The 26,427-nt window shown below is 58.9% G+C and carries 21 protein-coding genes and 1 pseudogene; 15 read left to right on the top strand and 7 right to left on the bottom strand.

Going from position 1 to position 26,427, the window contains the following annotated elements; genetic code table 11:
- Window positions 1-11: 11 nt before the first annotated feature.
- From der to AC1MEA_RS01620, 3 genes are all read left to right on the top strand, one after another.
- Window positions 12-1,475, top strand: a complete 1,464-nt coding sequence (gene der / locus AC1MEA_RS01630; RefSeq protein ID WP_219061138.1) for a ribosome biogenesis GTPase Der — start codon at window positions 12-14, stop codon at window positions 1,473-1,475.
- A gap of 120 nt (window positions 1,476-1,595) precedes the next feature.
- Window positions 1,596-2,744, top strand: coding sequence for a pyridoxal phosphate-dependent aminotransferase (locus AC1MEA_RS01625; RefSeq protein ID WP_219061139.1), 1,149 nt, complete (start codon window positions 1,596-1,598; stop codon window positions 2,742-2,744).
- On the top strand, window positions 2,732-3,523 hold the full coding sequence (locus tag AC1MEA_RS01620) for an amidohydrolase (protein ID WP_219061140.1): 792 nt from the start codon (window positions 2,732-2,734) through the stop codon (window positions 3,521-3,523). The genes AC1MEA_RS01625 and AC1MEA_RS01620 overlap by 13 nt, the downstream gene beginning before the upstream one ends.
- Before the next feature lie 285 nt (window positions 3,524-3,808).
- Here AC1MEA_RS01620 and leuA read toward each other — a convergent pair whose 3' ends face one another.
- From leuA to xseA, 3 genes are all read right to left on the bottom strand, one after another.
- Window positions 3,809-5,479: a 2-isopropylmalate synthase gene (gene leuA, locus AC1MEA_RS01615; protein WP_480916441.1), complete on the bottom strand. Its 1,671-nt coding sequence runs from the start codon at window positions 5,477-5,479 to the stop codon at window positions 3,809-3,811.
- Window positions 5,480-5,783: 304 nt separating this feature from the next.
- The gene (locus tag AC1MEA_RS01610; RefSeq protein WP_480916440.1) at window positions 5,784-6,626 is read right to left on the bottom strand and encodes a peptidoglycan DD-metalloendopeptidase family protein; all 843 of its coding nucleotides are present in this window, start codon (window positions 6,624-6,626) and stop codon (window positions 5,784-5,786) included.
- A 7-nt stretch (window positions 6,627-6,633) separates the two neighbouring features.
- Window positions 6,634-8,013 carry an exodeoxyribonuclease VII large subunit gene (xseA, locus tag AC1MEA_RS01605; RefSeq protein WP_480918086.1) on the bottom strand — a complete coding sequence of 460 codons (1,380 nt, stop codon included), beginning with the start codon at window positions 8,011-8,013 and terminating at the stop codon, window positions 6,634-6,636.
- Between the two features lie 108 nt (window positions 8,014-8,121).
- On the opposite strand from xseA, the gene AC1MEA_RS01600 reads away from it, so the two are divergent.
- The 6 genes from AC1MEA_RS01600 to tadA all read left to right on the top strand — a co-directional run bounded on the left by AC1MEA_RS01600 (window position 8,122) and on the right by tadA (window position 14,776).
- Entirely contained in the window at window positions 8,122-8,907 is a 786-nt protein-coding gene (locus AC1MEA_RS01600) for a sulfite exporter TauE/SafE family protein (RefSeq protein WP_480916439.1), read from the top strand.
- Between the two features lie 68 nt (window positions 8,908-8,975).
- Window positions 8,976-9,533: a sugar ABC transporter ATPase gene (locus tag AC1MEA_RS01595; RefSeq protein ID WP_480916438.1), complete on the top strand. Its 558-nt coding sequence runs from the start codon at window positions 8,976-8,978 to the stop codon at window positions 9,531-9,533.
- An 84-nt stretch (window positions 9,534-9,617) separates the two neighbouring features.
- Window positions 9,618-11,087, top strand: coding sequence for an IMP dehydrogenase (gene guaB, locus AC1MEA_RS01590; RefSeq protein ID WP_219061145.1), 1,470 nt, complete (start codon window positions 9,618-9,620; stop codon window positions 11,085-11,087).
- A gap of 81 nt (window positions 11,088-11,168) precedes the next feature.
- A complete protein-coding gene (guaA, locus tag AC1MEA_RS01585) occupies window positions 11,169-12,746 on the top strand; it encodes a glutamine-hydrolyzing GMP synthase (RefSeq protein WP_480916437.1) in 1,578 nt (525 codons plus the stop codon).
- A 174-nt stretch (window positions 12,747-12,920) separates the two neighbouring features.
- Window positions 12,921-14,294: a multicopper oxidase family protein gene (locus AC1MEA_RS01580; RefSeq protein ID WP_449632964.1), complete on the top strand. Its 1,374-nt coding sequence runs from the start codon at window positions 12,921-12,923 to the stop codon at window positions 14,292-14,294.
- Window positions 14,294-14,776, top strand: a complete 483-nt coding sequence (gene tadA / locus AC1MEA_RS01575) for a tRNA adenosine(34) deaminase TadA (protein WP_480916436.1) — start codon at window positions 14,294-14,296, stop codon at window positions 14,774-14,776. The genes AC1MEA_RS01580 and tadA overlap by 1 nt, the downstream gene beginning before the upstream one ends.
- 31 nt (window positions 14,777-14,807) lie before the next feature.
- On the opposite strand, the gene mltF is transcribed toward tadA, so the two are convergent.
- Entirely contained in the window at window positions 14,808-16,268 is a 1,461-nt protein-coding gene (gene mltF, locus AC1MEA_RS01570) for a membrane-bound lytic murein transglycosylase MltF (RefSeq protein WP_219061149.1), read from the bottom strand.
- Between the two features lie 190 nt (window positions 16,269-16,458).
- Here mltF and purL point away from each other — a divergent pair, with 190 nt between their 5' ends.
- Complete coding sequence (purL, locus tag AC1MEA_RS01565; RefSeq protein ID WP_480916435.1) at window positions 16,459-20,355, top strand: phosphoribosylformylglycinamidine synthase; 3,897 nt, start codon at window positions 16,459-16,461, stop codon at window positions 20,353-20,355.
- Between the two features lie 19 nt (window positions 20,356-20,374).
- Complete coding sequence (locus AC1MEA_RS01560) at window positions 20,375-20,686, top strand: NGG1p interacting factor NIF3 (protein ID WP_480916434.1); 312 nt, start codon at window positions 20,375-20,377, stop codon at window positions 20,684-20,686.
- Between the two features lie 235 nt (window positions 20,687-20,921).
- Here the strand turns inward: AC1MEA_RS01560 and AC1MEA_RS01555 are convergent.
- The 3 genes and pseudogenes from AC1MEA_RS01555 to AC1MEA_RS01545 form a co-directional block, all read right to left on the bottom strand.
- Window positions 20,922-22,055, bottom strand: a pseudogene (locus AC1MEA_RS01555) (PTS transporter subunit EIIC); the annotation flags it as partial.
- Window positions 22,056-22,368: 313 nt separating this feature from the next.
- Window positions 22,369-22,932, bottom strand: a complete 564-nt coding sequence (locus AC1MEA_RS01550) for a L,D-transpeptidase family protein (RefSeq protein WP_480916433.1) — start codon at window positions 22,930-22,932, stop codon at window positions 22,369-22,371.
- 58 nt (window positions 22,933-22,990) lie between these two features.
- The gene (locus AC1MEA_RS01545; protein ID WP_219061152.1) at window positions 22,991-23,542 is read right to left on the bottom strand and encodes an NUDIX hydrolase; all 552 of its coding nucleotides are present in this window, start codon (window positions 23,540-23,542) and stop codon (window positions 22,991-22,993) included.
- Window positions 23,543-23,711: 169 nt separating this feature from the next.
- On the opposite strand from AC1MEA_RS01545, the gene AC1MEA_RS01540 reads away from it, so the two are divergent.
- From AC1MEA_RS01540 to purT, 4 genes are all read left to right on the top strand, one after another.
- Window positions 23,712-24,311, top strand: a complete 600-nt coding sequence (locus AC1MEA_RS01540) for a CoA pyrophosphatase (protein ID WP_219061153.1) — start codon at window positions 23,712-23,714, stop codon at window positions 24,309-24,311.
- A 37-nt stretch (window positions 24,312-24,348) separates the two neighbouring features.
- The gene (locus tag AC1MEA_RS01535; protein ID WP_480916432.1) at window positions 24,349-24,873 is read left to right on the top strand and encodes a gamma carbonic anhydrase family protein; all 525 of its coding nucleotides are present in this window, start codon (window positions 24,349-24,351) and stop codon (window positions 24,871-24,873) included.
- Window positions 24,870-25,085, top strand: a complete 216-nt coding sequence (locus AC1MEA_RS01530; RefSeq protein WP_219061316.1) for a DUF1289 domain-containing protein — start codon at window positions 24,870-24,872, stop codon at window positions 25,083-25,085. Before AC1MEA_RS01535 ends, AC1MEA_RS01530 begins: the two co-directional genes overlap by 4 nt.
- A gap of 131 nt (window positions 25,086-25,216) precedes the next feature.
- Window positions 25,217-26,398, top strand: coding sequence for a formate-dependent phosphoribosylglycinamide formyltransferase (gene purT, locus AC1MEA_RS01525; RefSeq protein WP_219061155.1), 1,182 nt, complete (start codon window positions 25,217-25,219; stop codon window positions 26,396-26,398).
- Window positions 26,399-26,427 lie beyond the last annotated feature (29 nt).

The following is a 26,427-nucleotide window of genomic DNA, read 5'->3' as shown; positions in this document are numbered from 1 at the left end:
TGGAGAGCCGCATGGTTCCCGTAATCGCCCTGGTGGGTCGACCGAACGTCGGCAAGTCCACCTTATTCAACCGCCTGACCAGGACTCGCGACGCTATTGTCGGCGATCTGTCCGGTCTGACCCGTGATCGCCAGTACGGTGAGGCAAAGTGGCAAGGGCGTTCCTACATTCTGATCGACACCGGCGGTATCTCTGGTGATGAACACGGCATGGACGAAAAGATGGCCGAGCAGTCGCTGCTGGCCATCGAAGAAGCCGATGTCGTGTTGTTCCTGGTAGACGCCCGCGCCGGTTTCACCGCTGCTGACCAAATGATCGGCGAGCACTTGCGCAAGCGTGGCAAGCGTTCCTACGTGGTAGCCAACAAGGTCGACAACATCGATCCTGAAATGGCACGCGCTGAATTCAGCCCGTTGGGCATGGGTGATGCGATCCCGGTGGCCGGTGCTCACGGTCGCGGCATCACTCAGATGCTGGAAATCGCCCTGAGCGAATTCCCGAAAGACCCTGAAGAAGAGATTGAGGCCGAAGATGTCGCCGAAGGCCAGGAAGCCAAGCGCATTCCAGGTCCTAGCGAAAAAGACGGGATCAAGATCGCGATCATCGGCCGTCCAAACGTTGGCAAATCGACGTTGGTCAACCGCATGCTCGGTGAAGACCGGGTTATCGTCTATGACGAGCCAGGCACCACCCGTGACAGCATCTACATTCCCTTCGAGCGCAACGACGAGAAGTACACGCTGATCGACACTGCGGGTGTGCGCAAGCGCGGCAAGGTCCACGAGGAAGTCGAAAAGTTCTCGGTGGTGAAAACCCTGCAGGCGATCAAAGACGCCAACGTGGTGATCTTCGTGATGGACGCCCGCGAAGGCGTGGTCGATCACGACCTCAACCTGCTGGGCTTTGTCCTGGAATCCGGTCGTGCGCTGGTTATCGCATTGAACAAGTGGGACGGCATGGATCCGAGCGAGCGCGAGTTCGTGAAGATTGAGCTGCAACGTCGCTTGTTCTTTGTCGACTTCGCCGATATCCACTTCATCTCGGCCTTGCATGGCACGGGTGTGGGTAACCTCTACCAATCGGTTCAGAACTCGTTCAAGTCCGCGGTCACCCGCTGGCCGACTAACCGCCTGACTCAGATCCTTGAAGACGCGGTCAGCGAGCACGCACCGCCGATGGTTGGCAGCCGCCGCATCAAGCTTCGCTATGCTCACTTGGGCGGTGCTAACCCACCGTTGATCGTGATTCACGGCAACCAGGTCGAGAAAGTACCCAAGTCTTATGTCCGTTATCTGGAAAACACCTACCGCCGCGTGTTGAAGCTGGTCGGTACGCCAATCCGGATCGAGTTCAAAGGCGGTGAGAACCCGTACGAAGGCAACAAGAACACGCTGACAGACCGTCAGGTCAACAAGAAGCGTCGAATGATGTCGCACCACAAGAAAGCTGACAAAAAACGCAAAGATAAGCGTTGATCCGGTAACGGATATTCTTGAAAAGGGCGCCAATGGCGCCTTTTTTTATGCGCGTGGTATGGGCTATCCTGTTTGTTTCCCGTGCCGCCGTAGAGCCGGGTGCAAGCAAGGGAATGGCCCATGATCATCAGTAAGCTGCCGAATGTCGGCACGACCATTTTTACCGTGATGTCCCAGCTCGCCGCGCAGACCGGGGCAATCAACCTGTCCCAGGGTTTCCCGGATTTCGACGGCCCGCAAGCGCTACGTGATGCTGTGGGCCGGCACATCGCTGATGGCCACAACCAATACGCGCCGATGACCGGCTTGCCTGCCCTGCGCCAGCAAGTGGCGGCCAAAATTGCCCGTAGCTATGGGCGTCAGGTGGATGCCGACACAGAAGTCACCATCACCCCCGGCGCAACCCAGGCCATTTTTTGCGCGATCCAGACGGTAATTCAGCCCGGCGACGAAGTGATCGTGTTCGACCCGTGCTACGACAGCTATGAACCTTCGGTCGAGCTGGCGGGAGGTCGCTGCGTGCATGTGCAGCTTGGTTTGGACAATTTCGCCATTGATTGGCAGAAGCTTGGCGAAGCCCTGACCCCGCGCACGCGCATGATCATCCTCAACAGCCCGCACAACCCGAGCGGCGCGTTGATCACCCGCGCTGAGCTCGATCAGTTGGCGGCGTTGATCGCCAATCGCGACATTTATCTGGTCAGCGACGAAGTGTACGAGCACCTGGTGTTTGACGGTGTGCCGCACGCCAGCGTGCTGGCCCATGAAGAACTGTACCAGCGAGCGTTCGTGGTCAGTTCGTTCGGCAAGACCTATCACGTCACCGGCTGGAAAACCGGTTACGTGGTCGCGCCTCCGGCCTTGACTGCCGAGTTGCGCAAGATCCACCAGTACGTGAGCTTCTGTGGCGTAACGCCGCTGCAATACGCCTTGGCTGACTTCATGGCTGAGCACCCCGAGCATGTCGAAGAACTGCCCGCGTTCTATCAGGCCAAGCGCGATCTGTTCTGCGACCTGCTCGAACCCTCCCGCTTCAACTTCAGCCGCGTAGCGGGCACCTATTTTCAGCTGGTGGATTACTCGAACATTCGTCCGGATTTGAATGACGTCGATATGTCGCTGTGGATGACCCGCGAGCATGGGGTGGCTTCTATTCCGATCTCGGTCTTCTACCAAAGCCCACCATCAGGGCAACGCCTGATTCGTTTGTGCTTTGCCAAACGCGAGGAGACGTTGCGTCAGGCAGCGGAAAAACTATGCGCGATTTAAGCGAACTGCCCAACCTCAATATAGCGTTGGTCCAGACCACTCTGGTGTGGCACGACCGCGAGGCCAACTATGAGCATTTCGAGCTGATGCTGGATCAGGCTCGGGGTGCAGATCTGATTATCCTGCCAGAGATGTTCACCACCGGCTTTTCGATGCAGTCCGAAACCTTGTCCGAGCCGGAAAATGGCCCCACCGCCAAGTGGATGCTGGCCCAGGCCAAACGACTGGATGCGGTCGTGACGGGCAGCCTGATCGTTCAGGCTGCTGACGGCAGCCATCGCAACCGCCTGCTATGGGCACGCCCCGACGGTGAGCTGTTGCATTACGACAAACGTCATCTGTTTCGCATGGCGGGGGAGCACAAGCACTTCACTCCGGGTGAGCGTCAGGTTCAGTTCGAATTGAAAGGCTGGCGGATTCGGCCACTGATTTGCTACGACCTGCGTTTCCCGGTCTGGAGCCGTGATGCGCAAGACACTGACCTGCTGCTGTATGTCGCCAACTGGCCCGGCGCACGACGACTGCACTGGAATCGTCTGCTCCCCGCTCGCGCCATCGAAAACCTCTGCTACGTCGCCGCAGTCAATCGAGTCGGCACTGACGGTAAGGGCTTTACCTACACGGGTGACAGCCACGTTTTCGACTTCCAGGGTGAAAGCCTGCTAAGCGCCGGTGAGGCCGATGGGGTGTTTCAGGTTTGCCTGAGCGCTGCCGACCTGGCGGCCTACCGCAAACGCTTCCCGGCGAATCTGGATGCTGACGCTTTCGAGTTGCATTGATTATGCGATTTCCAACCAATCGCTAACCCCCGTAGGCGCTGACTTGTCTGCGAAAGCCGCAACGCGGTGTGCCTGACTGACCTCGTCGAATGGTCTTCGCTCGAGCGAGCTGATTGACGACTGCTGCGCAGCCGATCGCGGGCAAGCGCGCTCCTACAGTTTGAACTGCGCGACAGCGCGGCGTTGCTGACGGGGCGACATCTCCGGCAGGGAATGCGTGAAGCAAATACAAAAACGGCCCCGAAGCGTTCGCTTCGGGGCCGTTTTTTGTTTCAGTCGCTCAGATCAAGCGGCTTTGGCTTGGGCCTGACTCAGTGAGCGATTCAGTGCACTGAACAGTGCGCGGAAGCTGGCAGTGGTGATGTTCTCATCAATGCCAACACCGTGGACCGCACGATCACCGTTCACTCGTAGCTCGATGTAAGCAGCTGCCTTGGCCGTGGTTCCGGCGCCAATGGCGTGTTCGCTGTAGTCCATGATTTCCACGGAATCCGGCAGGCTGGCAACCAGCGCTTCCAGGGCGCCTTTGCCCTTGCCACGCCAGTGCTGGGTCTCGCCATCGCAATGGACTTCGGCATCCACTGAGCTGTTGCCGTTTTCTTCCTGCAGCTTATGGCTGAGCAGGGCGTACGGCACGTTGGCTTGCAGGTATTCGCGGTGCAGCAAGTTGTAAATCTGCTGCGCGCTCATTTCCAGGCCCAGGCGATCGGTTTCACCCTGAACCACCTGGCTGAACTCGATCTGCATCCGGCGTGGCAGGCAGATGCCATATTCCTGTTCCAGCAAGTAAGCGATGCCGCCTTTGCCGGATTGGCTGTTGACCCGAATCACCGCCTCGTAGCTGCGACCGATATCGGCCGGGTCGATTGGCAGGTAAGGCACTTCCCACAACGCATCTGGCTTTTGCTGGCTGAAACCTTTGCGGATGGCGTCCTGGTGCGAGCCAGAGAACGCGGTGTGCACCAGATCGCCCACATACGGATGGCGTGGGTGAACCGGAATCTGGTTGCACTCCTCGACGACTTTGCGCACGCCGTCGATGTCCGAGAAGTCCAGCTGAGGGTTGATGCCCTGGGTGTAGAGGTTGAGTGCCACAGTCACCAGATCGACGTTACCGGTGCGCTCACCGTTACCGAACAGGCAACCTTCAACGCGATCAGCGCCAGCCATCAAGCCCAGCTCAGTGGCCGCAACCCCGGTACCACGGTCGTTGTGGGTGTGCAGGCTGATCAGCACGCTGTCACGGCGATTGATATTGCGGCCAAACCACTCGATCTGGTCGGCGTATATGTTTGGCGTAGCCACTTCAACGGTTGCTGGCAGGTTGAGGATGACTTTGTTCTGAGGTGTCGGGTTCCAGACCTCGATCACTGCGTCGCACACTTCCTTGGCGAACTCGAGTTCGGTCGCGCTGAAAGTCTCCGGCGAATATTCGAACGTCCACTGGGTTTCAGGCTGCAGGGCTGCGAACTTGACGAACAGCTTGGCAGCGCTGACTGCGATCTCTTTCACGCCTGCTTTGTCCTGGTTGAAGACAATGCGGCGGAACGAAGGCGAGGTGGCGTTATACAGGTGAACAATGGCTTTCTTTGCCCCGCGCAGGGATTCGAACGTGCGCGCGATCAAGTCCTCACGACCCTGGGTCAGCACCTGAATGGTGGTGTCGTCCGGGATGTGGTTGCCTTCAATCAGGGTACGGACGAAGTCAAAGTCGGTTTGCGAGGCGGCCGGGAACGACGCTTCGATTTCTTTGACGCCGACGCTGACCAGGGTCTTCCAGAAACGCAGTTTCTTGACCGCATCCATCGGCTCGATCAGCGATTGGTTACCGTCGCGAAGGTCAGAGCTGCACCAGATCGGCGCTGTCGTGATGGTCTTTGAAGGCCAGGTACGGTCAGGCAGGTCAATAGTTGGAAACGCGCGGTACTTGGTCGAGGGATCGTTAAGCATTGCCATGGGAGAAATCCTTGTTGTGCTGGCCGGATAGAGGCGGCCTACCGTTGAAACGAAAGAAAGGGGCGAGGCACCGCAATCTAGCTTGGCAGTCGTGCACTGACCAGGCAAAGGCAGCGATGTTGGCGCAATAGAATGAGGGTGTGTGAGGTTTTCATGCCGTCAACCGTAACCATTGGGGTGAAAGTTGGCAAGCACTCGATAAAAATTGAGATAAATCATCTGATTTAGCGTTTTACCGGGTTTTTATGGCTGAATCATAAGTAAAAGGCCGCGCAAATTGCGCGGTCTTCCACGGGGGCGCAACTCAGGGCTGAAATGCACCGATAAAAATCGCTGGATCAACCCGGGCATCGTTCAGGCTGACGTTCCAATGCATATGCGGTCCGGTAGCGCGGCCGGTTGAGCCGACTCTGCCCACCACGCCGCCACGGGTGACTGTCTGTCCAACCTTCACGTCGATTTTCGACATGTGGCAGAACATGCTGATGAAGCCCTGGCCGTGGTCGACGAACACGGTATTGCCGTTAAAGAAGTAATTGCCGATCAGGATCACCTTGCCAGCGGCTGGCGATTTGATCGGGGTGCCCGCCGGTACAGCGAAATCCAGACCCGCGTGGGGGTTGCGTTCCTCGCCATTAAAGAAGCGGCGAACGCCGAACTTGCTCGAAAGGGGGCCGCTCACTGGCTTGTCCAGCAGCAGGTTGCTCGGCGTCCCCGGTGTGAAGCTGCGGTAAGCGCTAATCTGCTCGGCCAGTTCGCCATCGATACGTTTCAGGTCGGCGGGGTTGGGATTGACCTGACGCTGGTTTTTCAGGGTGATGCGTTGTTCGGGGTATTGCTTGCTGGCGACGGTGAAGGTCAGGGTGCGAGTGCCATTCGCGGTTTTGGCGGTGATCTGTTGGCTGCCGGGCTTGATCGTCAACGGCACACCCACAATCGCCAGCCAGCGCGCATCCTGTTCTTTGACTACTAACACCGGCCGGCCTTGATAACTGGCTTGCGGCGCCTGAGCGCTGGCACCCAGATCGACGACCGCAACACCGCCCGGTACCGGCTTGTTCAGCAGGCGGGCAATGTAACTGTCGTTGCTGGCCTGGGCGGGCGGGGCAAGACACAGTGCAAAAAGTGGCGCAATAAAACGCAGCATCAATAGATCAATCCAGAAGAGAGAGGGTGACAGGCGCCAGATGGTTGTCTTCGACGCGCACCTGCAATTCACCTTCGCCAAGCCGGGCTTTCAAGCGCTGGCCGTTATGGGTTTGTGCCGCACTGCGAATCGCATGACCACGTTCATCGAGCAGGATGCTGTAGCCACGGCTCAGCGTTGCCAGTGGGCTGACCACGTGCAGCGTCTGCATGTGGCTTTGCAGCTGTAAACGTCGGGTCTTGAGGATCTCGCGAATCGCTCGAGGCAAGCGTTGGGACAAACTGTCCAGCCGTTGTCTCAACAGCGCGAGGGTACGGCCCGGATGCTGGGCGGCGAGGCGGGCTTGCAGGTGGGCCAGGCGCGCAGCGCGTTTTTGCGTGTGCTGCTCAAAGGCGCGGCGCAGGCGCATGTCCAGATCGTCCAGACGTTGTGCTTGCTGGCGCAGGCGCTCGCCAGGATGACGCAAGCGTAGGGAAATGCCTTCCAAGCGTAGGCGCTCGCGCATCAAGCGGTCCTGGATGCGGGTGACTAACCGCCGCTTCAGGTTATCGACCCGACGCTGCAGGTCGCTGGAGTCCGGTGCGAGCAGTTCTGCCGCAGCCGATGGCGTTGGCGCACGTACGTCTGCTACGAAGTCGCTGATCGAGACGTCGGTCTCATGCCCGACCGCGCTGACAATCGGCGTCACGCAGGCATCGATTGCCCGGGCCACCGCTTCTTCGTTAAAGCACCACAAGTCTTCCAGCGACCCGCCGCCACGGGCCAGGATCAAGGCGTCAAACCCTCGAGAGTCGGCCAGTTTCAAGGCGCGGACAATTTGCGCGATAGCATCACGACCTTGCACGGCGGTAGGGATCAATGTCAGTTGGACCTGCGGCGCACGGCGGCGGAACACGCTGATGATGTCGCGAATCACCGCGCCCGTAGGCGAGCTGATGATGCCGATGCGTCGGGGATGCGCCGGCAGGGGCACTTTGCGTTCGGTGCTGAACAGGCCTTCGGCGCTGAGTTTGTCTTTCAGTGCATCGAAGGCCAGGCGCAGGGCCCCTTCACCGGCGGGCTCGACAGTGTCGAGAATCAACTGATAATCGCCACGGCCTTCGAACAGCGAAACCTTGCCGCGCACTTTCACCGCCAGACCGTCTTTCAGCACCTGACGAACCCGTGCGGCGCTTTGTCGGAACAGTGCGCAACGCACTTGGGCGCCACTGTCCTTGAGGGTGAAATACACATGGCCGGAAGCCGGGCGGGACAGATTGGATATTTCGCCTTCAACCCAGATATTACTGAACACATCCTCCAGCAGCACGCGTGCGCGGCCGTTGAGCTGGCTGACGGTGAGGACTTCCCGGTCGAGGCCGAGTCTTGCGAAGGGGTCTTTGATCATGGCGAGCATGATAAAGGCATGCCTTTATATAGGATAGGTAGCGGTGGTTTTATCTGGTCGAATGTACTGCGGGCTGGTTACAGTCGGCACGGATCATTTCATGGATGGATGTCGATGACCGTTGCCGATTTAACCGGACTGTTCAATCAACTGGCGTTCACGCCCCTCGACTGGGTGCTGATCGAACTGGGCGTGATAGGCGCATACATCGTATTTGGCATCGCCGGATTTGGTACTGCGTTGATCGCCGGGCCGGTGTTGATCAATTTCATGGCGTTGTCGCGGATCATCCCGTTGTTGGTATTGCTGGATTTCATCGCTGCGTTCGGCAATCTGCTGCCTTCGCGCCGATCGGTGGTCAAGGCCGAGCTCCTGCGCCTGCTGCCTTGCATGGCAGTAGGCTGCACCGTGGGTGTGGTGTTTTTGCTCAACCTCAAGTCCGATATATTGCTGTTGCTGATGGGGTTGTTCATCACCGCTTACGCGCTTTATAGCCTGGGGGTAAAAATCCGTCCGACACAGCTCGCGGCGGGCTGGGCGATACCGATGGGCACCATTGGCGGCCTGTTCGGTGCGTTATTTGGCAGTGGTGGTTTTCTTTACGCTATTTACCTTAACAGCCGTTTGCCTTCCAAGGTGCAGGCGCGGGCGACCCAGGCCGCTTTGATCAGTTGCAGCACCATCGTCCGGTTGAGCCTGTTTCTGCTGGCGGGGGTATACGCCGAAATGCCATTGCTGATGCTGGCCGCGTGTTTGTTTCCGGCGATGGTCGTGGGTTCATGGATTGGCCGCTCACTGATCATGAAACTGTCGCGTGAGGCCTTTGTGCGTCTGGTCACGTGGCTGGTGTTGGCGAGTGGTATTGCGTTGATCGGTCGCTACCTCTCCACATGAGCGAGCACTTGACCTGCAAGAGGGGGGGATTAAGCTGCCTTATTAAGTAGCAGCAATAGGCGTCGTCCATGAACACCCAGAGCATCATCGTCCCGCAGATTTCCGACTTTCCGGCTCACGAGGCCCGAGCCCGGCTGATCCTGCGCTGGCTGATGAACAAGAATATCATCGAGCAAGAATTGACCACCTGCGGCCGCAGTTTCAGCAAGATGGCCTATGCCGTTGCGCCCGGTGCCCGTGATGTCGTCGAGAACCCTGAGGCCTTGCCATTCGGGCAAGCGATCAACGGCCTGGAGATCGTCACCAAACGCTGCATCTTTACCCCGCTGACCGATTTCGCCGAAGAAGCCGGCTGCCCTGAGTGCAGAAAAGAAGTGGGTGAAGCACTGTTCGACAGCCTGGAAGAGTGGATGCCGGGTCACACCGATAACTTCATCTGCCCGGAATGCGGGCATGAAGACGACATCAATGGCTTTCTGTTCCTGCAAGCCTGCGGTTTTTCCAACCTGGGTTTCATCTTCAATAACTGGCTGGACGCCTCGTTCAAGCAGAGCTTTCTCGATGAATTTGCCGAGCGTCTGGATCGTCCGGTTTCGTTCGTCAAAGTGCATTTGGACACTGATTGATAATAGGTTGAGGTTTACATTGAGCCGGCAGGTCGGTATGGGTATAATGGCGCGCTTCCAATTTCCCGCTCGGGAGCCCCCGCGATGCTGCGTATCAGCCAAGAAGCTCTAACCTTCGACGACATTCTCCTAGTGCCCGGTTATTCCGAGGTGCTTCCTAACGAAGTTAGTTTGAAGACACGTTTGACACGTGGCATCGAGCTTAATATTCCGCTGGTCTCTGCCGCAATGGATACCGTGACTGAAGCCCGTCTGGCAATTGCCATGGCTCAGGAAGGTGGTATCGGCATTATCCACAAGAACATGACCATCGAGCAGCAAGCTGCCGAAGTGCGTAAGGTCAAGAAGTTCGAAGCCGGTGTAGTCAAGGACCCTATCACCATTGAGGCGGATGCCACGGTACGTGATCTGTTCGAACTGACGCATCTGCATAATATTTCCGGCGTACCGGTGATGCACAATGGCGACCTGGTCGGCATCGTGACGTCTCGAGACGTGCGCTTCGAAAACCGTCTGGATGTTCCTGTCCGTGAAGTGATGACGCCTAAAGAGCGTCTCGTCACTGTTCGTGAAGGCGCCGACAAGAACGAAGTGCGTGAGCTGCTGCACAGGCATCGTCTGGAAAAAGTCCTGATCGTCGACGACAAGTTCGCGCTCAAGGGCATGATGACCGTCAAGGACATCGAAAAAGCCAAGGCCTACCCATTGGCGAGCAAGGACGATCAAGGTCGTCTGCGTGTCGGCGCTGCGGTCGGTACCGGCAAGGACACTGCCGAACGCGTTGCAGCCCTGGTCTCCGCCGGCGTTGACGTGGTGGTGGTTGACACCGCTCACGGCCACTCCAAAGGCGTGATCGATCGCGTCCGTTGGGTCAAACAGAATTTCCCTGAAGTGCAGGTCATCGGCGGCAACATCGCCACCGGCGCTGCTGCCAAGGCGTTGGCAGAAGCTGGCGCCGATGCGGTCAAGGTCGGTATCGGTCCTGGCTCCATCTGCACCACGCGCATCGTTGCCGGTGTCGGCGTGCCGCAAATCAGTGCCATCGCCAACGTCGCCGCTGCCCTTGAAGGCACGGGCGTTCCGTTGATCGCCGATGGCGGCATCCGTTATTCGGGTGACCTGTCCAAAGCCATCGTGGCCGGTGCTTCCTGCGTGATGATGGGCTCGATGTTTGCCGGTACCGAAGAGGCGCCAGGCGAAATCGAACTGTTCCAGGGTCGCTCCTACAAGGCTTACCGCGGTATGGGTTCGCTGGGTGCGATGTCTCAGGCGCAGGGCTCTTCTGACCGTTACTTCCAGGACTCTTCCGAGGGTGCCGAGAAGCTGGTGCCGGAAGGCATCGAAGGCCGGGTCGCTTACAAAGGCTCGCTGAGCGCTATCGTTCACCAATTGATGGGCGGCCTGCGTTCATCCATGGGTTACACCGGCAGCGCCACGATCGAAGAGATGCGCACCAAGCCAGAATTCGTGCGTATCACCGGTGCCGGCATGGCTGAATCTCACGTCCACGACGTGCAGATCACCAAAGAAGCGCCGAACTACCGCGTAGGTTAAAAGCGCTATCCAGTGTCATCTAAATAATCGGGGCTGCTAGCAGCCCCGTGTTGTTTCCGAATTCCACCGAGAGAATGAGTCATGGCCCTCGACATTCACGCCCACCGCATCCTGATCCTCGACTTCGGTTCCCAGTACACCCAACTGATCGCCCGCCGCGTGCGTGAGATCGGCGTGTATTGCGAGCTGCATCCGTTCGACATGGACGACGAAGCGATTCGCGCATTCAACCCACGCGGGATCATTCTCGCCGGTGGCCCTGAGTCCGTACACGAAGCCGATAGCCCGCGCGCGCCAAAGGCCGTGTTTGACCTGAACGTGCCGGTCTTCGGGATTTGCTACGGCATGCAGACCATGGCTGAACAGCTGGGCGGTCGCGTCGAAGGTTCCGAGCTGCGCGAATTCGGTTATGCCCGCGTCGATGTGGTGGGCAAGAGCCGCCTTCTCGAAGGTATTGAAGACCACGTTGATGCGGATGGTCTTTTCGGCCTTGACGTGTGGATGAGCCACGGCGACAAAGTGACTGAAATCCCGGAAGGCTTTCACGTACTGGCCAGCACCCCGAGCTGCGCGATCGCCGGCATGGCCGACGACGCGCGCGGTTACTACGGCGTGCAGTTCCACCCGGAAGTGACCCACACCAAGCAGGGCGGTCGCATCCTGTCGCGCTTCATTCTCGACATTTGCGGCTGCGAAGCTTTGTGGACGCCGTCGCACATTGCGGAAGACGCCATCGCGCATGTCCGTGCCCTGGTTGGCACCGATAACGTGCTGCTCGGTCTGTCCGGCGGTGTCGATTCTTCGGTGGTTGCGGCATTGCTGCACAAAGCCATTGGCGATCAACTGACCTGCGTCTTCGTCGACAACGGCCTGCTGCGTCTGCACGAAGGCGAGCAAGTGATGGCCATGTTCGCCGAGAACATGGGTGTCAAAGTGATCCGCGCCAACGCCGCAGATCAGTTCCTCGACAATCTGGCGGGCGAAAGCGATCCAGAGAAGAAACGCAAAATCATCGGTCGCACCTTCATCGATGTGTTCGATGCCGAATCCTGCAAGCTGGACAACATCAAGTACCTGGCCCAGGGCACCATCTACCCGGACGTGATCGAGTCGGCTGGCGCGAAAAGCGGCAAGGCTCATGTGATCAAGTCGCACCACAACGTGGGTGGCTTGCCGGACGAGATGAACCTGAAACTGGTCGAGCCGTTGCGCGAACTGTTCAAGGATGAAGTCCGCCGCCTGGGTCTCGAACTCGGCCTGCCGTACGACATGGTTTACCGTCACCCATTCCCGGGCCCAGGCCTCGGTGTGCGGATCCTCGGTGAAGTGAAAAGGGAATATGCCGACCTGTTGCGTCGCGCTGACCACATCTTCATCGAAGAGCTGCGCAAGGCTGACTGGTACCACAAGGTCAGCCAGGCATTCGTGGTGTTCCAGCCGGTGAAATCGGTCGGTGTGGTGGGCGATGCCCGTCGTTACGCTTGGGTTGTAGCCCTGCGTGCGGTGGAAACCGTCGACTTCATGACCGCGCGTTGGGCACACCTGCCTTACGAACTGCTGGAAACCGTCAGCGGCCGCATCATCAATGAAATCGAAGGCATCTCCCGCGTCACATACGACGTATCGAGCAAGCCGCCAGCGACCATTGAGTGGGAATGATCTGATCGCGCTGGCAGCTTCGCAGCGCTGAAATGATTCAATCTATAAGGGCAGCCCAGGCTGCCCTTATTTTTTTTCAAATGCAGGTGTATCGTATTCGCCCCTGGAATCTGTTCTCAGGTGTGTGCGGGTCATCCGGCTCCGCTCTGTTTTCTTTTTGAGGTGCTTGCGCTTATGTCCTTTACCCGTCGACAAATACTCGGAGGTTTAGCCGGTCTTGCCGTGGTTGGTTTGGGCGCAGGTGGCGCTTCGCGCTATTGGCTGGGGCGCAGGGATTCCGACGCGGGGCACGACTACGAGCTGATTGCCGCGCCATTGGATCTGGAGCTGGTGTCTGGCCATCAGACCCCGGCCTGGGCATTCGGTGGCTCCGCGCCGGGCACTGAGTTGCGGGTGCGTCAGGGCGAGTGGTTGCGAGTACGGTTCATCAACAAGCTGCCGGTGCCGACCACGATCCACTGGCACGGAATTCGTTTGCCGCTGGAAATGGACGGCGTGCCGTACGTTTCGCAGCTGCCTGTGTTGCCGGGCGAGTATTTCGATTACAAGTTTCGCGTGCCGGACGCCGGCAGCTACTGGTATCACCCGCATGTGAACAGCAGCGAAGAGCTGGGTCGCGGGTTGGTTGGGCCGCTGATCGTTGAAGAGCGTGAGCCGACCGGTTTCCTGCATGAGCGGACCCTGAGCTTGAAAAGCTGGCACGTTGACGAAGAGGGCGCATTCACTGCCTTCAGCGTGCCTCGTGAAGCCGCGCGCGGCGGTACGGCGGGGCGCTTATCGACTATCAATGGCGTGCCGCAAGCGGTCATTGACTTGCCTGCCGGGCAGATTGTCCGGGTCAGGCTACTCAATCTCGACAATACCCTGACCTATCGCCTGAACATGCCCGGTGTCGAGGCGCAGATCTACGCGCTGGACGGCAACCCGGTCAAGCCACGGCCGCTGGGTAAGGAATATTGGCTGGGGCCGGGCATGCGCATTTGTCTGGCGATCAAGGCGCCCGCGGCGGGTGAAGAGATTTCGCTGCGCAACGGTCCAGTACGCCTGGGGACTTTTCGTTCGGTTGCCAGCAGCGACGCGGTCGGCAAATGGCCACCGGCGCTGCCGGCCAATCCGGTTTCCGAACCTGACATGGCCAACGCCGAGAAGCTCAACTTCAATTTTGAATGGGTGGGTTCCGTGTCGGTGAACGTCGACAATGGTGCGCCACCGAGCTTGTGGCAGATCAATGGCAAGGCGTGGGACATCACCGACAAGACCTGCGCCGACCGGCCCATCGCCAAGCTGCAAAAGGGTAAAAGCTACATCTTCGAGTTGAAGAACATGACCCAGTATCAGCACCCGATTCACTTGCACGGTATGAGCTTCAAGGTTATCGGGTCGAACCGCAGGACGATCATTCCGTACTTCACCGACACCTACCTGCTCGGCAAAAACGAGCGGGCACGTGTCGCGCTGGTAGCCGATAATCCGGGCGTGTGGATGTTCCACTGCCATGTGATCGACCACATGGAAACCGGGCTAATGGCCGCAATAGAGGTGTCCTGATGAGGCAACCGCAGATTATTGATCGCAGTCAGGATCAACATTTCATGCGTGAGGCAATGGCGCTGGCCACGCAGGGCGCAGCCTTGGGTGAAGTGCCGGTGGGCGCGATAGTGGTGCAGAACGGCGAAATTATTGGTCGCGGGTTCAATTGCCCTATCAGCGGTAGCGACCCCAGCGCCCACGCCGAGATGGTCGCCATTCGCGCCGCCGCTCAGGCGCTCAGTAATTATCGGTTACCGGGTAGCACCCTCTACGTCACCCTCGAACCGTGCAGCATGTGCGCCGGGTTGATTGTGCATTCACGCATCGCTCGCGTGGTTTACGGTGCGCTTGAGCCCAAGGCCGGTATTGTCCAGAGTCAGGGGCAGTTCTTCAGTCAGGCCTTCCTCAATCATCGGGTGCTGTTCGAAGGGGGCGTACTGGCGGAGGAGTGTGGGACGATGTTGAGTGAGTTCTTCAAGATGCGCCGGGCGAAGGCTTGAGTTCTCTGGCGCGATAGATCTGGGCAGACGCTTAAAGTGCAGGGTTGTCTTCAGTCGGTTTGGTCTTGTCCACGCCCGGTACATGCAGATTGCCGTCGGCGACCTGGCTGCCTTCAAGCTGCGGCTGGGTAACCCACGTGAGGATGTCGTAATAACGACGGATGTTGGCGACAAAGTGCACGGGTTCGCCGCCTCGGGCATAACCGTAGCGGGTTTTACTGAACCATTTTTTTTGCGCCAGACGCGGCAACATTTTTTTCACGTCCAGCCATTTATTTGGATTCAGGCCCTCGTTCTCGGCCAATTTGCGCGCATCGTCCAGATGACCGCTACCGACGTTGTAGGCAGCAAGCGCTAACCACGTACGATCAGGCTCTTGAATCTTGTCGTCCAGCTGATCCTTCATGTAGGCAAAGTACTTTGAGCCCCCGTCGATGCTCTGCTTGGCATCCAGTCGGTTGGACACGCCCATGGCCTGCGCCGTGTTTTGAGTCAGCATCATCAAACCCCGTACGCCGGTTTTTGACGTGACGCCGGGCTGCCATAACGATTCCTGATAACCGATGGCGGCCAGCAATCGCCAATCCACCTGCTCTTCCTTGCCTGCCGAACGGAAATGCTTTTCATAGTGTGGCAAACGCTGCTGAAGGTGCTGGGCGAAGGTGTAGGCCCCCACGTAGCCAAGGACGTCGACATGCCCGTAATAGCGATCTTTCAAGCGCTGTAGCGTGCCGTTCTTCTCGACCTTGTCGAGGAAATTGTTGATCTCGTTCAGCAGGCTGTTGTCTTCGCCCAGTGCGACGGCCCAGCGCTGATCACGGCTATCGCCCAGGTCGAAGGCAACGCGCACGTTCGGGAAGTACACCTGATTCATCGCCAATTCATTGGAGTCGACCAGGGTCAGGTCAATCTGGCCCTCATCCACCATGCGCAACAGGTCGACCACTTCCACCGCGTCGGACTCTTCGTACTCAAGCGCCGGCGTTTTCAGCTTCAGTGCGGCCAGTTGTTCGGCATGGCTGCTGCCCTTGAGCACCATGATCTTTTTTCCGATCAAATCGCCGGCATCGGTGGGGCGCGACTGGCCGTTGCGGTAGATGATCTGGGGGGTGACTTGCAGGTACGGATGGGAAAAACGGGCTTGCAGCTTGCGTGTGTCGGTAGCGACCAGGCCCGCAGCGGCCAGCACCGGGCCTCCGGGCTTCTGCAACTGATCGAATAAAACATCAAGGTTGTCGGCGGTTTCGATCTTCAGTTCGACCCCGAGATCCTCGGCGAAGCGCTTGACCAGCTCGTATTCGAAACCGGTTTCACCGTTGCGATCCTGGAAATAAGTGGCCGGACTGTTACGAGTGACCACGCGCAGAATGCCGTCCTCCTTGACTCGTTCCAGTGTGTTGGGTTTATCAACACAGGCGCCGAGCATTAGGAAGAGTCCGGTTGCGATGAGCCATTTGGCACAGCGCGGGCGGAAAGCGGATTGGGAAAACATGGGTGCAGTATACGCAAAGGACCCCGACCGCCATATCTCGACAGTGAGGGCCTTGTCTGATAAAGCGGGGCCATTCTCTGGTCGCCGATATTAGGCGATGCTGGAAACCACCGTTCTGGGTGCTGAAAGGGGCGGTTTAGGCTAGAATGTACGGCCTCAAAGCACACCCCTTCCCGAGGCTGTCCCGAAGATGTTGATCCTGCGCGGTGCTCCTGCCCTTTCTGCCTTCCGCCACAGCAAATTACTTGAGCAACTGAAACAAAAAGTTTCAGCTGTCAGTGGCTTGTACGCTGAATTCGCCCACTTCGCTGAGGTCACTGGCGTTCTGACCGATGAAGAACAGCAGGTCCTTGCCCGCCTTCTGAAATACGGCCCGAGTGTGCCGGTTCAAGAGCCGGCCGGTCGACTGTTCCTGGTGTTGCCGCGTTTTGGCACTATTTCACCCTGGTCGAGCAAGGCCAGCGATATTGCCCGCAACTGCGGTCTGGCAAAAATTCAGCGCCTTGAGCGCGGTATCGCTTTCTATGTAGAAGGCCAGTTCAGCGACGTCGAAGCCGAGCTGATTGCTGGCGCTCTGCATGACCGCATGACGCAGCTGGTGTTGGGCACGCTGGAACAGGCCGCCGGTCTGTTCCGCCATGCCGAACCCAAGCCGCTGACGGCCATCGATGTGCTGGGTGGCGGTCGCGTCGCGCTGGAAAAAGCCAACGTCGAGCTGGGCCTGGCCCTGGCCGATGATGAAATCGATTACTTGGTGACCAGCTTCGAGACACTGGGGCGCAATCCTCACGACATCGAGCTGATGATGTTCGCCCAGGCCAACTCTGAGCATTGCCGCCACAAAATCTTCAATGCCAGCTGGGATATCGACGGCCAGAATCAGGAAAAAAGCCTGTTCGGCATGATCAAGAACACCTTCCAGATGCATGGCGAAGGTGTCCTCTCTGCCTACAAGGACAACGCCGCAGTCATCGCGGGCCCGGTGGCGGGGCGTTTCTTCCCGAACCCTGAAACCCGTCAGTACGGCGCGGTGCAGGAGCCGGTGCACATCTTGATGAAGGTCGAGACCCACAACCACCCAACCGCGATTGCTCCGTTCCCGGGCGCCTCTACCGGCTCCGGCGGCGAGATTCGTGACGAGGGTGCAACCGGTCGCGGCGCCAAGCCAAAAGCCGGCCTGACCGGTTTTACCGTGTCGAACCTGCTGATTCCCGGTTTTGAACAGCCGTGGGAAGTGCCGTACGGCAAACCCGAGCGCATCGTAACTGCGCTGGATATCATGCTTGAAGGCCCGCTGGGCGGCGCGGCGTTCAACAACGAATTTGGACGTCCGGCCCTGACCGGTTACTTCCGCACCTTCGAACAATCGATCAGCACCCCGCACGGTGATGAAGTCCGTGGTTACCACAAGCCGATCATGCTGGCTGGCGGTATGGGCAACATCCGTGACGAACACGTGCAGAAAGCCGAGATCACTGTCGGCTCCAAACTGATCGTGCTCGGCGGTCCGGCTATGTTGATCGGTCTGGGTGGCGGTGCAGCGTCGTCGATGGCGACCGGCACCAGCTCGGCGGATCTGGATTTTGCTTCGGTTCAGCGTGAAAACCCTGAAATGGAGCGTCGCTGTCAGGAAGTGATCGACCGTTGCTGGCAGTTGGGCGATCAAAACCCGATCAGCTTCATCCATGACGTCGGCGCGGGCGGTCTGTCCAACGCCTTCCCGGAACTGGTCAACGATGGCGGACGTGGCGGTCGTTTCGAGCTGCGCAACATTCCAAATGACGAGCCGGGCATGGCCCCGCTGGAAATCTGGAGTAACGAATCGCAGGAACGTTATGTGATGGCGGTTGGCGCTGCGGATTTCCAGCGCTTCAAAGCCATTTGCGAACGTGAGCGTTGCCCGTTTGCCGTCGTCGGTGAAGCCACTGCCGAGCCGCAACTGACGGTGACCGACAGCCACTTCGGCAACAGCCCGGTGGACATGCCGCTGGAAGTGCTGCTGGGCAAGGCGCCGCGCATGCACCGTTCGGCGACTCGCGAAAGCGAGCTGGGCGATGATTTCGACCCGAGCACCCTCGATATCGACGAGTGTGTGCAGCGCGTTTTGCATCACCCGGCCGTCGCCAGCAAAAGCTTCCTGATCACCATCGGCGACCGGACCATCACTGGTCTGGTCGCTCGTGATCAAATGGTGGGTCCGTGGCAAGTGCCCGTTGCCGACTGTGCAGTGACGGCGACCAGTTTCGATGTGAACACCGGTGAAGCCATGGCCATGGGCGAGCGTACGCCGCTGGCGCTGCTGGATGCTCCGGCGTCCGGGCGCATGGCGATTGGCGAAACCCTGACCAACATCGTTGCTTCGCGCATTGCGAAAATTTCCGACATCAAACTGTCGGCCAACTGGATGTCCGCTGCCGGTCACCCCGGCGAAGATGCCCGTTTGTATGACACCGTGAAAGCGGTCGGCATGGAGCTGTGTCCTGAGCTGGGTATCACCATCCCGGTGGGCAAGGACTCGATGTCCATGAAAACCCAGTGGCGCGATGAGGGCACCGAGAAGAGCGTGACGTCGCCGCTGTCGTTGATCGTGACCGGCTTTGCCCCGGTGGTCGACATCCGCCAGACCCTGACCCCAGAACTACGCATGGACAAGGGCGAAACCGACCTGATCCTGATCGATCTGGGCCGCGGTCAGAACCGCATGGGCGCCTCGATTCTGGCCCAGGTTCACGGCAAGCTGGGTCGTGTTGCACCCGACGTGGACGATGCTGAAGACCTTAAAGCGTTCTTCGCCGTGATCCAGGGCCTGAATGCTGACGGCCTCTTGCTGGCTTATCACGACCGTTCCGACGGCGGCCTGTTGGTCACCACTCTGGAAATGGCCTTCGCCGGCCACTGCGGTTTGAACCTGTACCTCGACAGCCTGGCGGAAACTTCCGCCGAACTGGCAGCCATCCTGTTCAACGAAGAGCTGGGCGCAGTGATTCAGGTTCACCAGGATGATACGCCGGAGGTGCTTGCACAGTTCAGCGCGGCCGGGCTTCAGGATTGCGTCGCGGTCATCGGTCAGCCGGTGAACAACGATGAAGTGGCGGTCAGCTTCAACGGTGATTCGGTGTTTGCCGGTCAACGTCGTTCGCTGCAACGTCAGTGGGCCGAAACCAGTTATCAAATCCAGCGTCTGCGTGACAACGTCGAATGCGCCGAACAAGAGTTCGACGTATTGCTTGAAGAAGACAACCCTGGCCTGAGCGTCAAGCTGGGCTTCGATGTGAACGAAAACATCAGCGCGCCGTACATCAAGAAAGGCATTCGTCCGCAAGTGGCGGTTCTGCGTGAGCAGGGCGTCAACGGTCAGGTCGAGATGGCGGCGGCGTTCGATCGCGCCGGCTTCAACGCCATCGACGTGCACATGAGCGATATTCTCGCTGGTAGCGTTGATCTGAATGAGTTCAAAGGTCTGGTGGCCTGCGGTGGTTTCTCCTACGGCGATGTGCTCGGCGCGGGCGAAGGCTGGGCCAAGTCGGCCCTGTTCAACAGTCGCGCACGGGATGCTTTCCAGAGCTTCTTCGAGCGTCAGGACAGCTTCACCCTTGGCGTGTGTAACGGTTGCCAGATGTTGTCCAACCTTCGCGAGCTGGTTCCAGGCAGCGAGTTCTGGCCTCACTTCGTGCGCAACCGCTCCGAGCAGTTCGAAGCACGGGTAGCGATGGTTCAGGTTCAGGAATCAGCGTCGATCTTCCTCCAGGGTATGGCCGGTTCGCGTATGCCGATCGCCATTGCTCACGGTGAGGGTCTGGCTGAATTCCGCAACGAAGACGCGTTGCTTGAAGCTGATGTGTCCGGATGCGTAGCGATGCGGTTTGTCGACAACCATGGCAAGGTCACCGAAACCTACCCTGCCAACCCGAACGGTTCGCCGCGCGGGATTACGGGTCTCACCAGCCGTGACGGCCGTGTCACCATCATGATGCCGCACCCTGAGCGTGTGTTCCGTGCCGTGCAGAACTCCTGGTGTCCGGAAGAGTGGGATGAAGACGGTGCCTGGATGCGCATGTTCCGTAATGCGCGGGTATGGGTGAACTGATAGAGACAAAGGTCGAGCCATGTACAAGCTCAGCTTTTTCGTTCCGCCGAGCCATGTAGAGGTGGTCAAGAGTGCCGTATTCGCCGCAGGTGCCGGGCGAATCGGGGCTTACGACAACTGCTCATGGCAGGTGCTGGGTCAAGGCCAGTTTCGCCCGTTGGACGGCAGTCAGCCGTTCATCGGGCAGGCGGGCGAGATCGAGCAGGTGGAGGAATGGAAGGTGGAGCTGGTAGTGGCCGACGATTTGATCGCTCAGGCAGTGATGGCTCTAAAGCAGAGCCATCCCTATGAAATGCCAGCCTACGAAGTATGGAAGCTGGCGGATTTCTGAATCAGCCGCACCAGCGTTATGTTGCCTCTGGCCGACAAGCCACAGGCACTGACTTGTCTGCGATGGAGTACAAAGCGGTCCTGCTTTAATTTCTCACCCTTTCCCCCGCATCGGCCGCAACGCCTCGCTCAACCCTTGAGCACGGCTGTCGATCAGTACATGTCAAACACCCCCTGCGAGTTTACTCAAGCCTTGGCCATCCAGCGCCACGCCCCTGCTTGTCCTCCATCGCCGCGCCGGTTTCGTTGCTCGGTGACTGTTCGCGGCCCGGTGTTTTCAGGTGGAAGTGCCGGATGCAGTAGTCGAATGCCACGTAGTACACGACGGCATAGGCCAGTCCCAGCGGGAAAATCATCCAGCCGTTGGTGGACTCACCCCAGCCCAGCACCATATCGATCGCGCCGCCAGAGAAGGTAAAGCCCAGGTGAATGTCGAGCAGGTTCGTCAGCGCCATCGACAGGCCTGTCAGTACTGCATGGATCAGGTACAGCAAGGGTGCGAGAAACATGAAGGTGAACTCCACGGGCTCGGTAACCCCGGTCAAAAACGAGGTCAGCGCCATGCACAGTAGAACCCCGCCAATCAGTTTGCGTTGGCTGGCGAGGGCGTTGCGGTACATTGCCAGGCACGCCGCAGGCAGGCCGAACATCATCATGGGGAACATGCCGGCCATGAACTGCCCGGCGTCGGGGTCGCCAGCGAAATAGCGCGCCAGATCACCCGTCACCCTGCGCCCTGTGTCCGGGTCGGTAAAGGTGCCAAACACGAACCACACCAGATTGTTCAGGATGTGATGCAGGCCGGTGACGACCAGGATGCGGTTCAGCACACCAAAGGCAAACGCGCCGACGCTGCCGCTTTCCAGCATCAGCTTGCCGAGGCTGTTGATGCCGTCCTGCAAGGGCGGCCAAATCAGGCCAAATATCAGCCCCAGACCGACCGCTATCAGCCCGGTGGCGATGGGCACAAACCGTCGTCCAGCAAAAAAAGCCAGGTACTCAGGGAGTTTGATGTCACTGAATCGGTTGTACAGCGCGCCGCCCATCAAGCCGCTGATGATCCCCGCGAGCACGCCCATGTCGATCTTCGGATCAAGCACCTGGAGCGTGGAGATCATCACCAGATAGCCGATAGCGCCCGCCAGCCCAGCGGTGCCGTTGTTGTCGCGGGCGAAACCGACGGCGATGCCAATGGCGAAGATGAGCGCCAGATTGGCGAAAATCGTGCTGCCCGCTGCGTGCAAGATCGCGATGTTCAGCAGGTCGGTATCACCCAGGCGCAGCAGCAGGCCGGCAATCGGCAAGATGGCGATGGGCAGCATCAAGGCGCGGCCCAGCCTCTGTAAGCCTTTGATCAGGTGCTGGTGCATGGTATTGCTCCTTATTGCGATGCATGGCGCTGTTCTCGCTGAGTGGGTGCGGGTGACGTTGCTCAGGTGGCAGCACGCAAACTCCGGGAACGATCAACCATCACGCAATCAGCCCTGCTCCCGGTTTGCAAGCGCCCACACGCTTCCAGACCCAGATAATCGGCGGGGCATTGAAGCGGTCGTAAAGGCCGGGTGGTGTCTGATCTGGGCGCGCAGGAAGGCCTTTCCGGCCTTATCGCAGAAAGTGCCTACAGGAATGGCGGGGTGCTGAGTCGGGTGGGACCAGAGAGGAAACTGTGCTGATTAAAAATGATCAGGGGCGGATTTCGACCATGGTGCCGTCTTTGACCAGGTCCCAGAGCTCGCGCATGTCGGTGTTTCTCATGGCGATGCAGCCGTCGGTCCAGTCCAGGGTCTGGAAATACCACTCCGGGTAATCATCGTTGACCGGCGTACCGTGGATCATGATCATGCCGCCCGGGTTGACGCCTTCGCGTCGGGCGCGCGCCGAGTCGCTGATATTCGGGTAGGAGATATGCATCGACAGGTTGTAACTGTCGCTGACCTTGCGCCAGTCCAGCCAGTAGAGACCTTCCGGGGTGCGTTTGTCGCCTTCTCGAAGCTTTTGCCCCTTGGGTACTTTGCCCAGCGAGATGCGGTAGGTCTTGAGTGGCTCGCCTTCGCTGATCAACTGCAGTTGATGTGCAGACTTCAGGATCAGTACTTTATCGATGCTTTTAGCAGCGATGCTCTGCGTGTTGATGACTGTTCCACCGATGAACTTCTGTTCACTGCCCTTGGGCAGTCTGGTTTCGGTGAATGCAGCTTGAGACAGCGGAACGACGCAACTACACAAAAGGGCAAGCAACCAACGCATCGAAACGGTATCCCTGAGCAATGTATGGGTAGCGCTACACGCGCTACCGGCGGAGTAACTAGGTCTTTTTTATCTGCTGCGACGGTGTCAGGGACTCAGTTCGCACTGGGTAAACCTGCTGGATCCGGTCGGCAAAGAAGCATTCTAAGGTACGCTTTACCGTCATGAAAGCCAGTTCTGACCATGGAATGTCTGCCTCGTCGAAAAGCCGCACCTCCAGGCTCTCGACCCCGGCAGCAAATTCCAGATCTACCAGCTCGGCGCGATAAAACACGTGAACCTGACTGATGTGCGGCACATCGACCAGCATGTACAGGCTCAGGTTGCGCAGCGTGGCGCAGGCTTCTTCCACCGTTTCGCGGCGGGCGGCCTGTTCGACCGTTTCCCCGTTTTCCATGAAACCGGCCGGTAAGGTCCAGTACCCCATGCGCGGCTCGATGGCGCGACGGCATAGAAGCACCTGCGTGCCCCAGATCGGCAGGCACCCGGCGACGATATTAGGGTTCTGATAATGGACGGTCTGGCAACGCTCGCAGACGTAACGTAAGCGGCTATCGCCCTCGGGGATGCGCTGAACGACCGGGTTGCCGCACTGGCTGCAGAATTTCATACTGAACGTCGATTCCTGAAATCAGCCGCTATCTTGGCGTGCCGCACCGGGGTCGGCAAGCTGAGCCTGCACAAGCAGGTCCAATCAGTTGCCGGGTTGTCCTACAAGGGGTTGGGCGCATCGCCGCTTTGGTGCATTATGCCAGGTAGGCAACAGATCGAGATTTCCCATGCTGGACGAGCTACTTCGCCGTGTAAGCAGTCATACGCCGCGTACTCTGGAAACGGATCGACGTTTCCCCGAGGCCGCTGTCCTAGTGCCCATCACCCGGAGTGATGAGCCAGAGTTGATTCTGACCCTGCGCGCCAGCGGGCTGTCGACCCATGGCGGCGAAGTCGCCTTCCCTGGTGGGCGACGTGACCCTGAAGACCCGGACCTGATTTTTACGGCCTTGCGTGAGGCCGAGGAAGAAATCGGTCTGCCGCCAGGTCTGGTCGAGGTGATCGGCCCGCTCAGTCCGTTGATCTCTTTGCACGGAATCAGGGTCACGCCTTACGTCGGCATCATTCCCGACTTCGTCGAATACCAGGCCAACGATGCCGAGATTGCAGCTGTCTTCAGCGTGCCGCTGGCGTTCTTTCGCGAAGACCCGCGTGAGCACACTCACCGTATCGATTACCAGGGTCGCAGTTGGTATGTGCCCAGCTATCGTTTCGGTGAATTCAAGATCTGGGGCCTGACAGCGATCATGATCGTCGAGCTGGTCAATGTCCTGTACGACGCCGACATCAGCCTGCACAAACCGCCTGAGCGTTTCATCAATATTTGATACTTACCCCCGGCCGGCGCGCCATGAGGAAAACACTATGAAATATCGCTTGGGGGACTCCCATGTCGAGACTCATCCGCAAAGCTGGGTTGCGCCTACTGCCACCCTGATTGGCAAGGTCAAGCTCGAAGCCGGTGCCAGCGTTTGGTTTGGCGCCGTATTGCGTGGCGACAACGAGCTGATCCATATCGGTGAGAACAGCAACGTACAAGACGGCACCGTGATGCACACCGACATGGGGTCGCCTTTGACCATCGGCAAAAATGTCACCATTGGCCATAACGTCATGCTGCATGGTTGCACCGTGGGCGATTGCAGCCTGATCGGCATCAACTCGGTCATCCTTAACGGTGCGAAGATCGGCAACTATTGCATCATCGGCGCCAACTCGCTGATTGGCGAGGGCAAGGAAATCCCCGACGGCTCGCTGGTCATGGGTTCGCCTGGCAAAGTGGTACGTGAACTGACTGACGCGCAGAAAAAAATGCTCGAAGCCAGCGCTGCGCATTACGTGCACAACGCCCAGCGCTATGCGCGTGATCTGGCCCCGCAGGAAGACTGATGAGCGTCGAGCGACCGGTTGCTTCGCCGTGTGTGAATATTTGCGCGCTGGACGAGGCAGACATCTGCCTGGGCTGCCAGCGCACCGTTGAGGAAATCACCCGTTGGAGTCGCATGGATAACGCAGAGCGCCGTGTGGTGCTTGGGCGCTGCCATGAGCGAGCGCGGGACAGTGGCATGCTGTGGACGGTGGGTGTGAAAACCACCCTTTGATTCTGGCGCCTCGCTTTTTCGGGACGGGGCCCAAGTGATCGGCTTCGTGGTAAATTGCGCGCCTTTCTTCTCCCCATGAGTCGCCCACCAATGGCGGACTGACTCGATGATCTGCTCCACGAGGACCTGAGATGACTCAAATCGGAACGCCACTGTCGCCTACCGCGACGCGCGTATTGCTCTGCGGTTGCGGCGAGCTTGGCAAGGAAGTGGTGATCGAACTGCAACGCCTGGGCGTCGAAGTGATCGCTGTTGACCGTTACGCCAACGCGCCGGCCATGCAGGTCGCGCATCGTAGTCATGTGATCAACATGCTCGATGGCGCAGCCTTGCGCGCAGTGATCGAGGCCGAGAAGCCGCATTACATCGTCCCGGAAATCGAAGCCATTGCGACCGCGACCCTGGTCGAGCTGGAGTCCGAAGGTTTCACCGTGATCCCGACTGCCCGGGCTGCTCTGTTGACGATGAACCGCGAAGGCATTCGTCGTCTGGCCGCTGAAGAGCTGGATCTGCCGACTTCGCCGTATCACTTCGCAGACACCTTTGAAGACTACCGTCAGGCGGTTGAAAACCTCGGTTTCCCGTGCGTGGTCAAGCCAGTGATGAGCTCGTCGGGTAAAGGCCAGAGCCTGCTCAAAAGCACAGGCGACGTGCAAGCTGCCTGGGATTACGCTCAGGAAGGTGGCCGTGCCGGTAAAGGTCGGGTGATCATCGAGGGGTTCATCGATTTCGATTATGAAATCACCCTGCTGACCGTGCGCCATATTGGCGGCACTACCTTCTGCGCGCCGGTCGGGCATCGTCAGGAGAAGGGCGACTATCAGGAATCCTGGCAGCCGCAGGTCATGAGCCCGGTTGCTTTGGCTGAGTCCGAGCGGGTTGCACGCGCCGTGACCGAGGCCTTGGGTGGCCGTGGCTTGTTTGGCGTCGAGTTGTTCATCAAGGGCGATCAGGTCTGGTTCAGCGAAGTCTCGCCGCGTCCGCATGACACGGGCCTGGTAACCCTGATCTCTCAGGATCTGTCGCAGTTCGCGCTGCATGCGCGGGCGATCCTCGGCCTGCCGATCCCCTTGATCCGTCAGTTCGGACCCTCGGCTTCGGCAGTGATTCTGGTGGAAGGCAAGTCCACGCAAACCAGTTTCGCCAACCTGGGTGCAGCCTTGAGCGAACCCGACACCGCGCTGCGCCTGTTCGGCAAGCCGGAAGTCAATGGTCAGCGGCGCATGGGTGTAGCCCTGGCTCGCGACGAGACCATCGAAGCCGCCCGCGCCAAAGCGACGCGTGCGTCCAAAGCGGTGAAGGTTCAGCTATAACTGCAACTGCGAATTGCCTGACGCGGTGC

The organism is Pseudomonas sp. ASL8, assembly GCF_056680355.1.
The sequence above is the reverse complement of the archived record's forward strand: the minus strand, read 5'-3'. Positions and strand labels throughout refer to the sequence as shown.

Coding starts and splice junctions, on each gene's coding strand:
- der (WP_219061138.1), top strand. CDS start 12: ATGGTTCCCGTAATCGCCCTGGTGGGTCGACCGAACGTCGGCAAGTCC.
- AC1MEA_RS01625 (WP_219061139.1), top strand. CDS start 1,596: ATGATCATCAGTAAGCTGCCGAATGTCGGCACGACCATTTTTACCGTG.
- AC1MEA_RS01620 (WP_219061140.1), top strand. CDS start 2,732: ATGCGCGATTTAAGCGAACTGCCCAACCTCAATATAGCGTTGGTCCAG.
- leuA (WP_480916441.1), bottom strand. CDS start 5,479: ATGGCAATGCTTAACGATCCCTCGACCAAGTACCGCGCGTTTCCAACT.
- AC1MEA_RS01610 (WP_480916440.1), bottom strand. CDS start 6,626: ATGCTGCGTTTTATTGCGCCACTTTTTGCACTGTGTCTTGCCCCGCCC.
- xseA (WP_480918086.1), bottom strand. CDS start 8,013: ATGATCAAAGACCCCTTCGCAAGACTCGGCCTCGACCGGGAAGTCCTC.
- AC1MEA_RS01600 (WP_480916439.1), top strand. CDS start 8,122: ATGTCGATGACCGTTGCCGATTTAACCGGACTGTTCAATCAACTGGCG.
- AC1MEA_RS01595 (WP_480916438.1), top strand. CDS start 8,976: ATGAACACCCAGAGCATCATCGTCCCGCAGATTTCCGACTTTCCGGCT.
- guaB (WP_219061145.1), top strand. CDS start 9,618: ATGCTGCGTATCAGCCAAGAAGCTCTAACCTTCGACGACATTCTCCTA.
- guaA (WP_480916437.1), top strand. CDS start 11,169: ATGGCCCTCGACATTCACGCCCACCGCATCCTGATCCTCGACTTCGGT.
- AC1MEA_RS01580 (WP_449632964.1), top strand. CDS start 12,921: ATGTCCTTTACCCGTCGACAAATACTCGGAGGTTTAGCCGGTCTTGCC.
- tadA (WP_480916436.1), top strand. CDS start 14,294: ATGAGGCAACCGCAGATTATTGATCGCAGTCAGGATCAACATTTCATG.
- mltF (WP_219061149.1), bottom strand. CDS start 16,268: ATGTTTTCCCAATCCGCTTTCCGCCCGCGCTGTGCCAAATGGCTCATC.
- purL (WP_480916435.1), top strand. CDS start 16,459: ATGTTGATCCTGCGCGGTGCTCCTGCCCTTTCTGCCTTCCGCCACAGC.
- AC1MEA_RS01560 (WP_480916434.1), top strand. CDS start 20,375: ATGTACAAGCTCAGCTTTTTCGTTCCGCCGAGCCATGTAGAGGTGGTC.
- AC1MEA_RS01550 (WP_480916433.1), bottom strand. CDS start 22,932: ATGCGTTGGTTGCTTGCCCTTTTGTGTAGTTGCGTCGTTCCGCTGTCT.
- AC1MEA_RS01545 (WP_219061152.1), bottom strand. CDS start 23,542: ATGAAATTCTGCAGCCAGTGCGGCAACCCGGTCGTTCAGCGCATCCCC.
- AC1MEA_RS01540 (WP_219061153.1), top strand. CDS start 23,712: ATGCTGGACGAGCTACTTCGCCGTGTAAGCAGTCATACGCCGCGTACT.
- AC1MEA_RS01535 (WP_480916432.1), top strand. CDS start 24,349: ATGAAATATCGCTTGGGGGACTCCCATGTCGAGACTCATCCGCAAAGC.
- purT (WP_219061155.1), top strand. CDS start 25,217: ATGACTCAAATCGGAACGCCACTGTCGCCTACCGCGACGCGCGTATTG.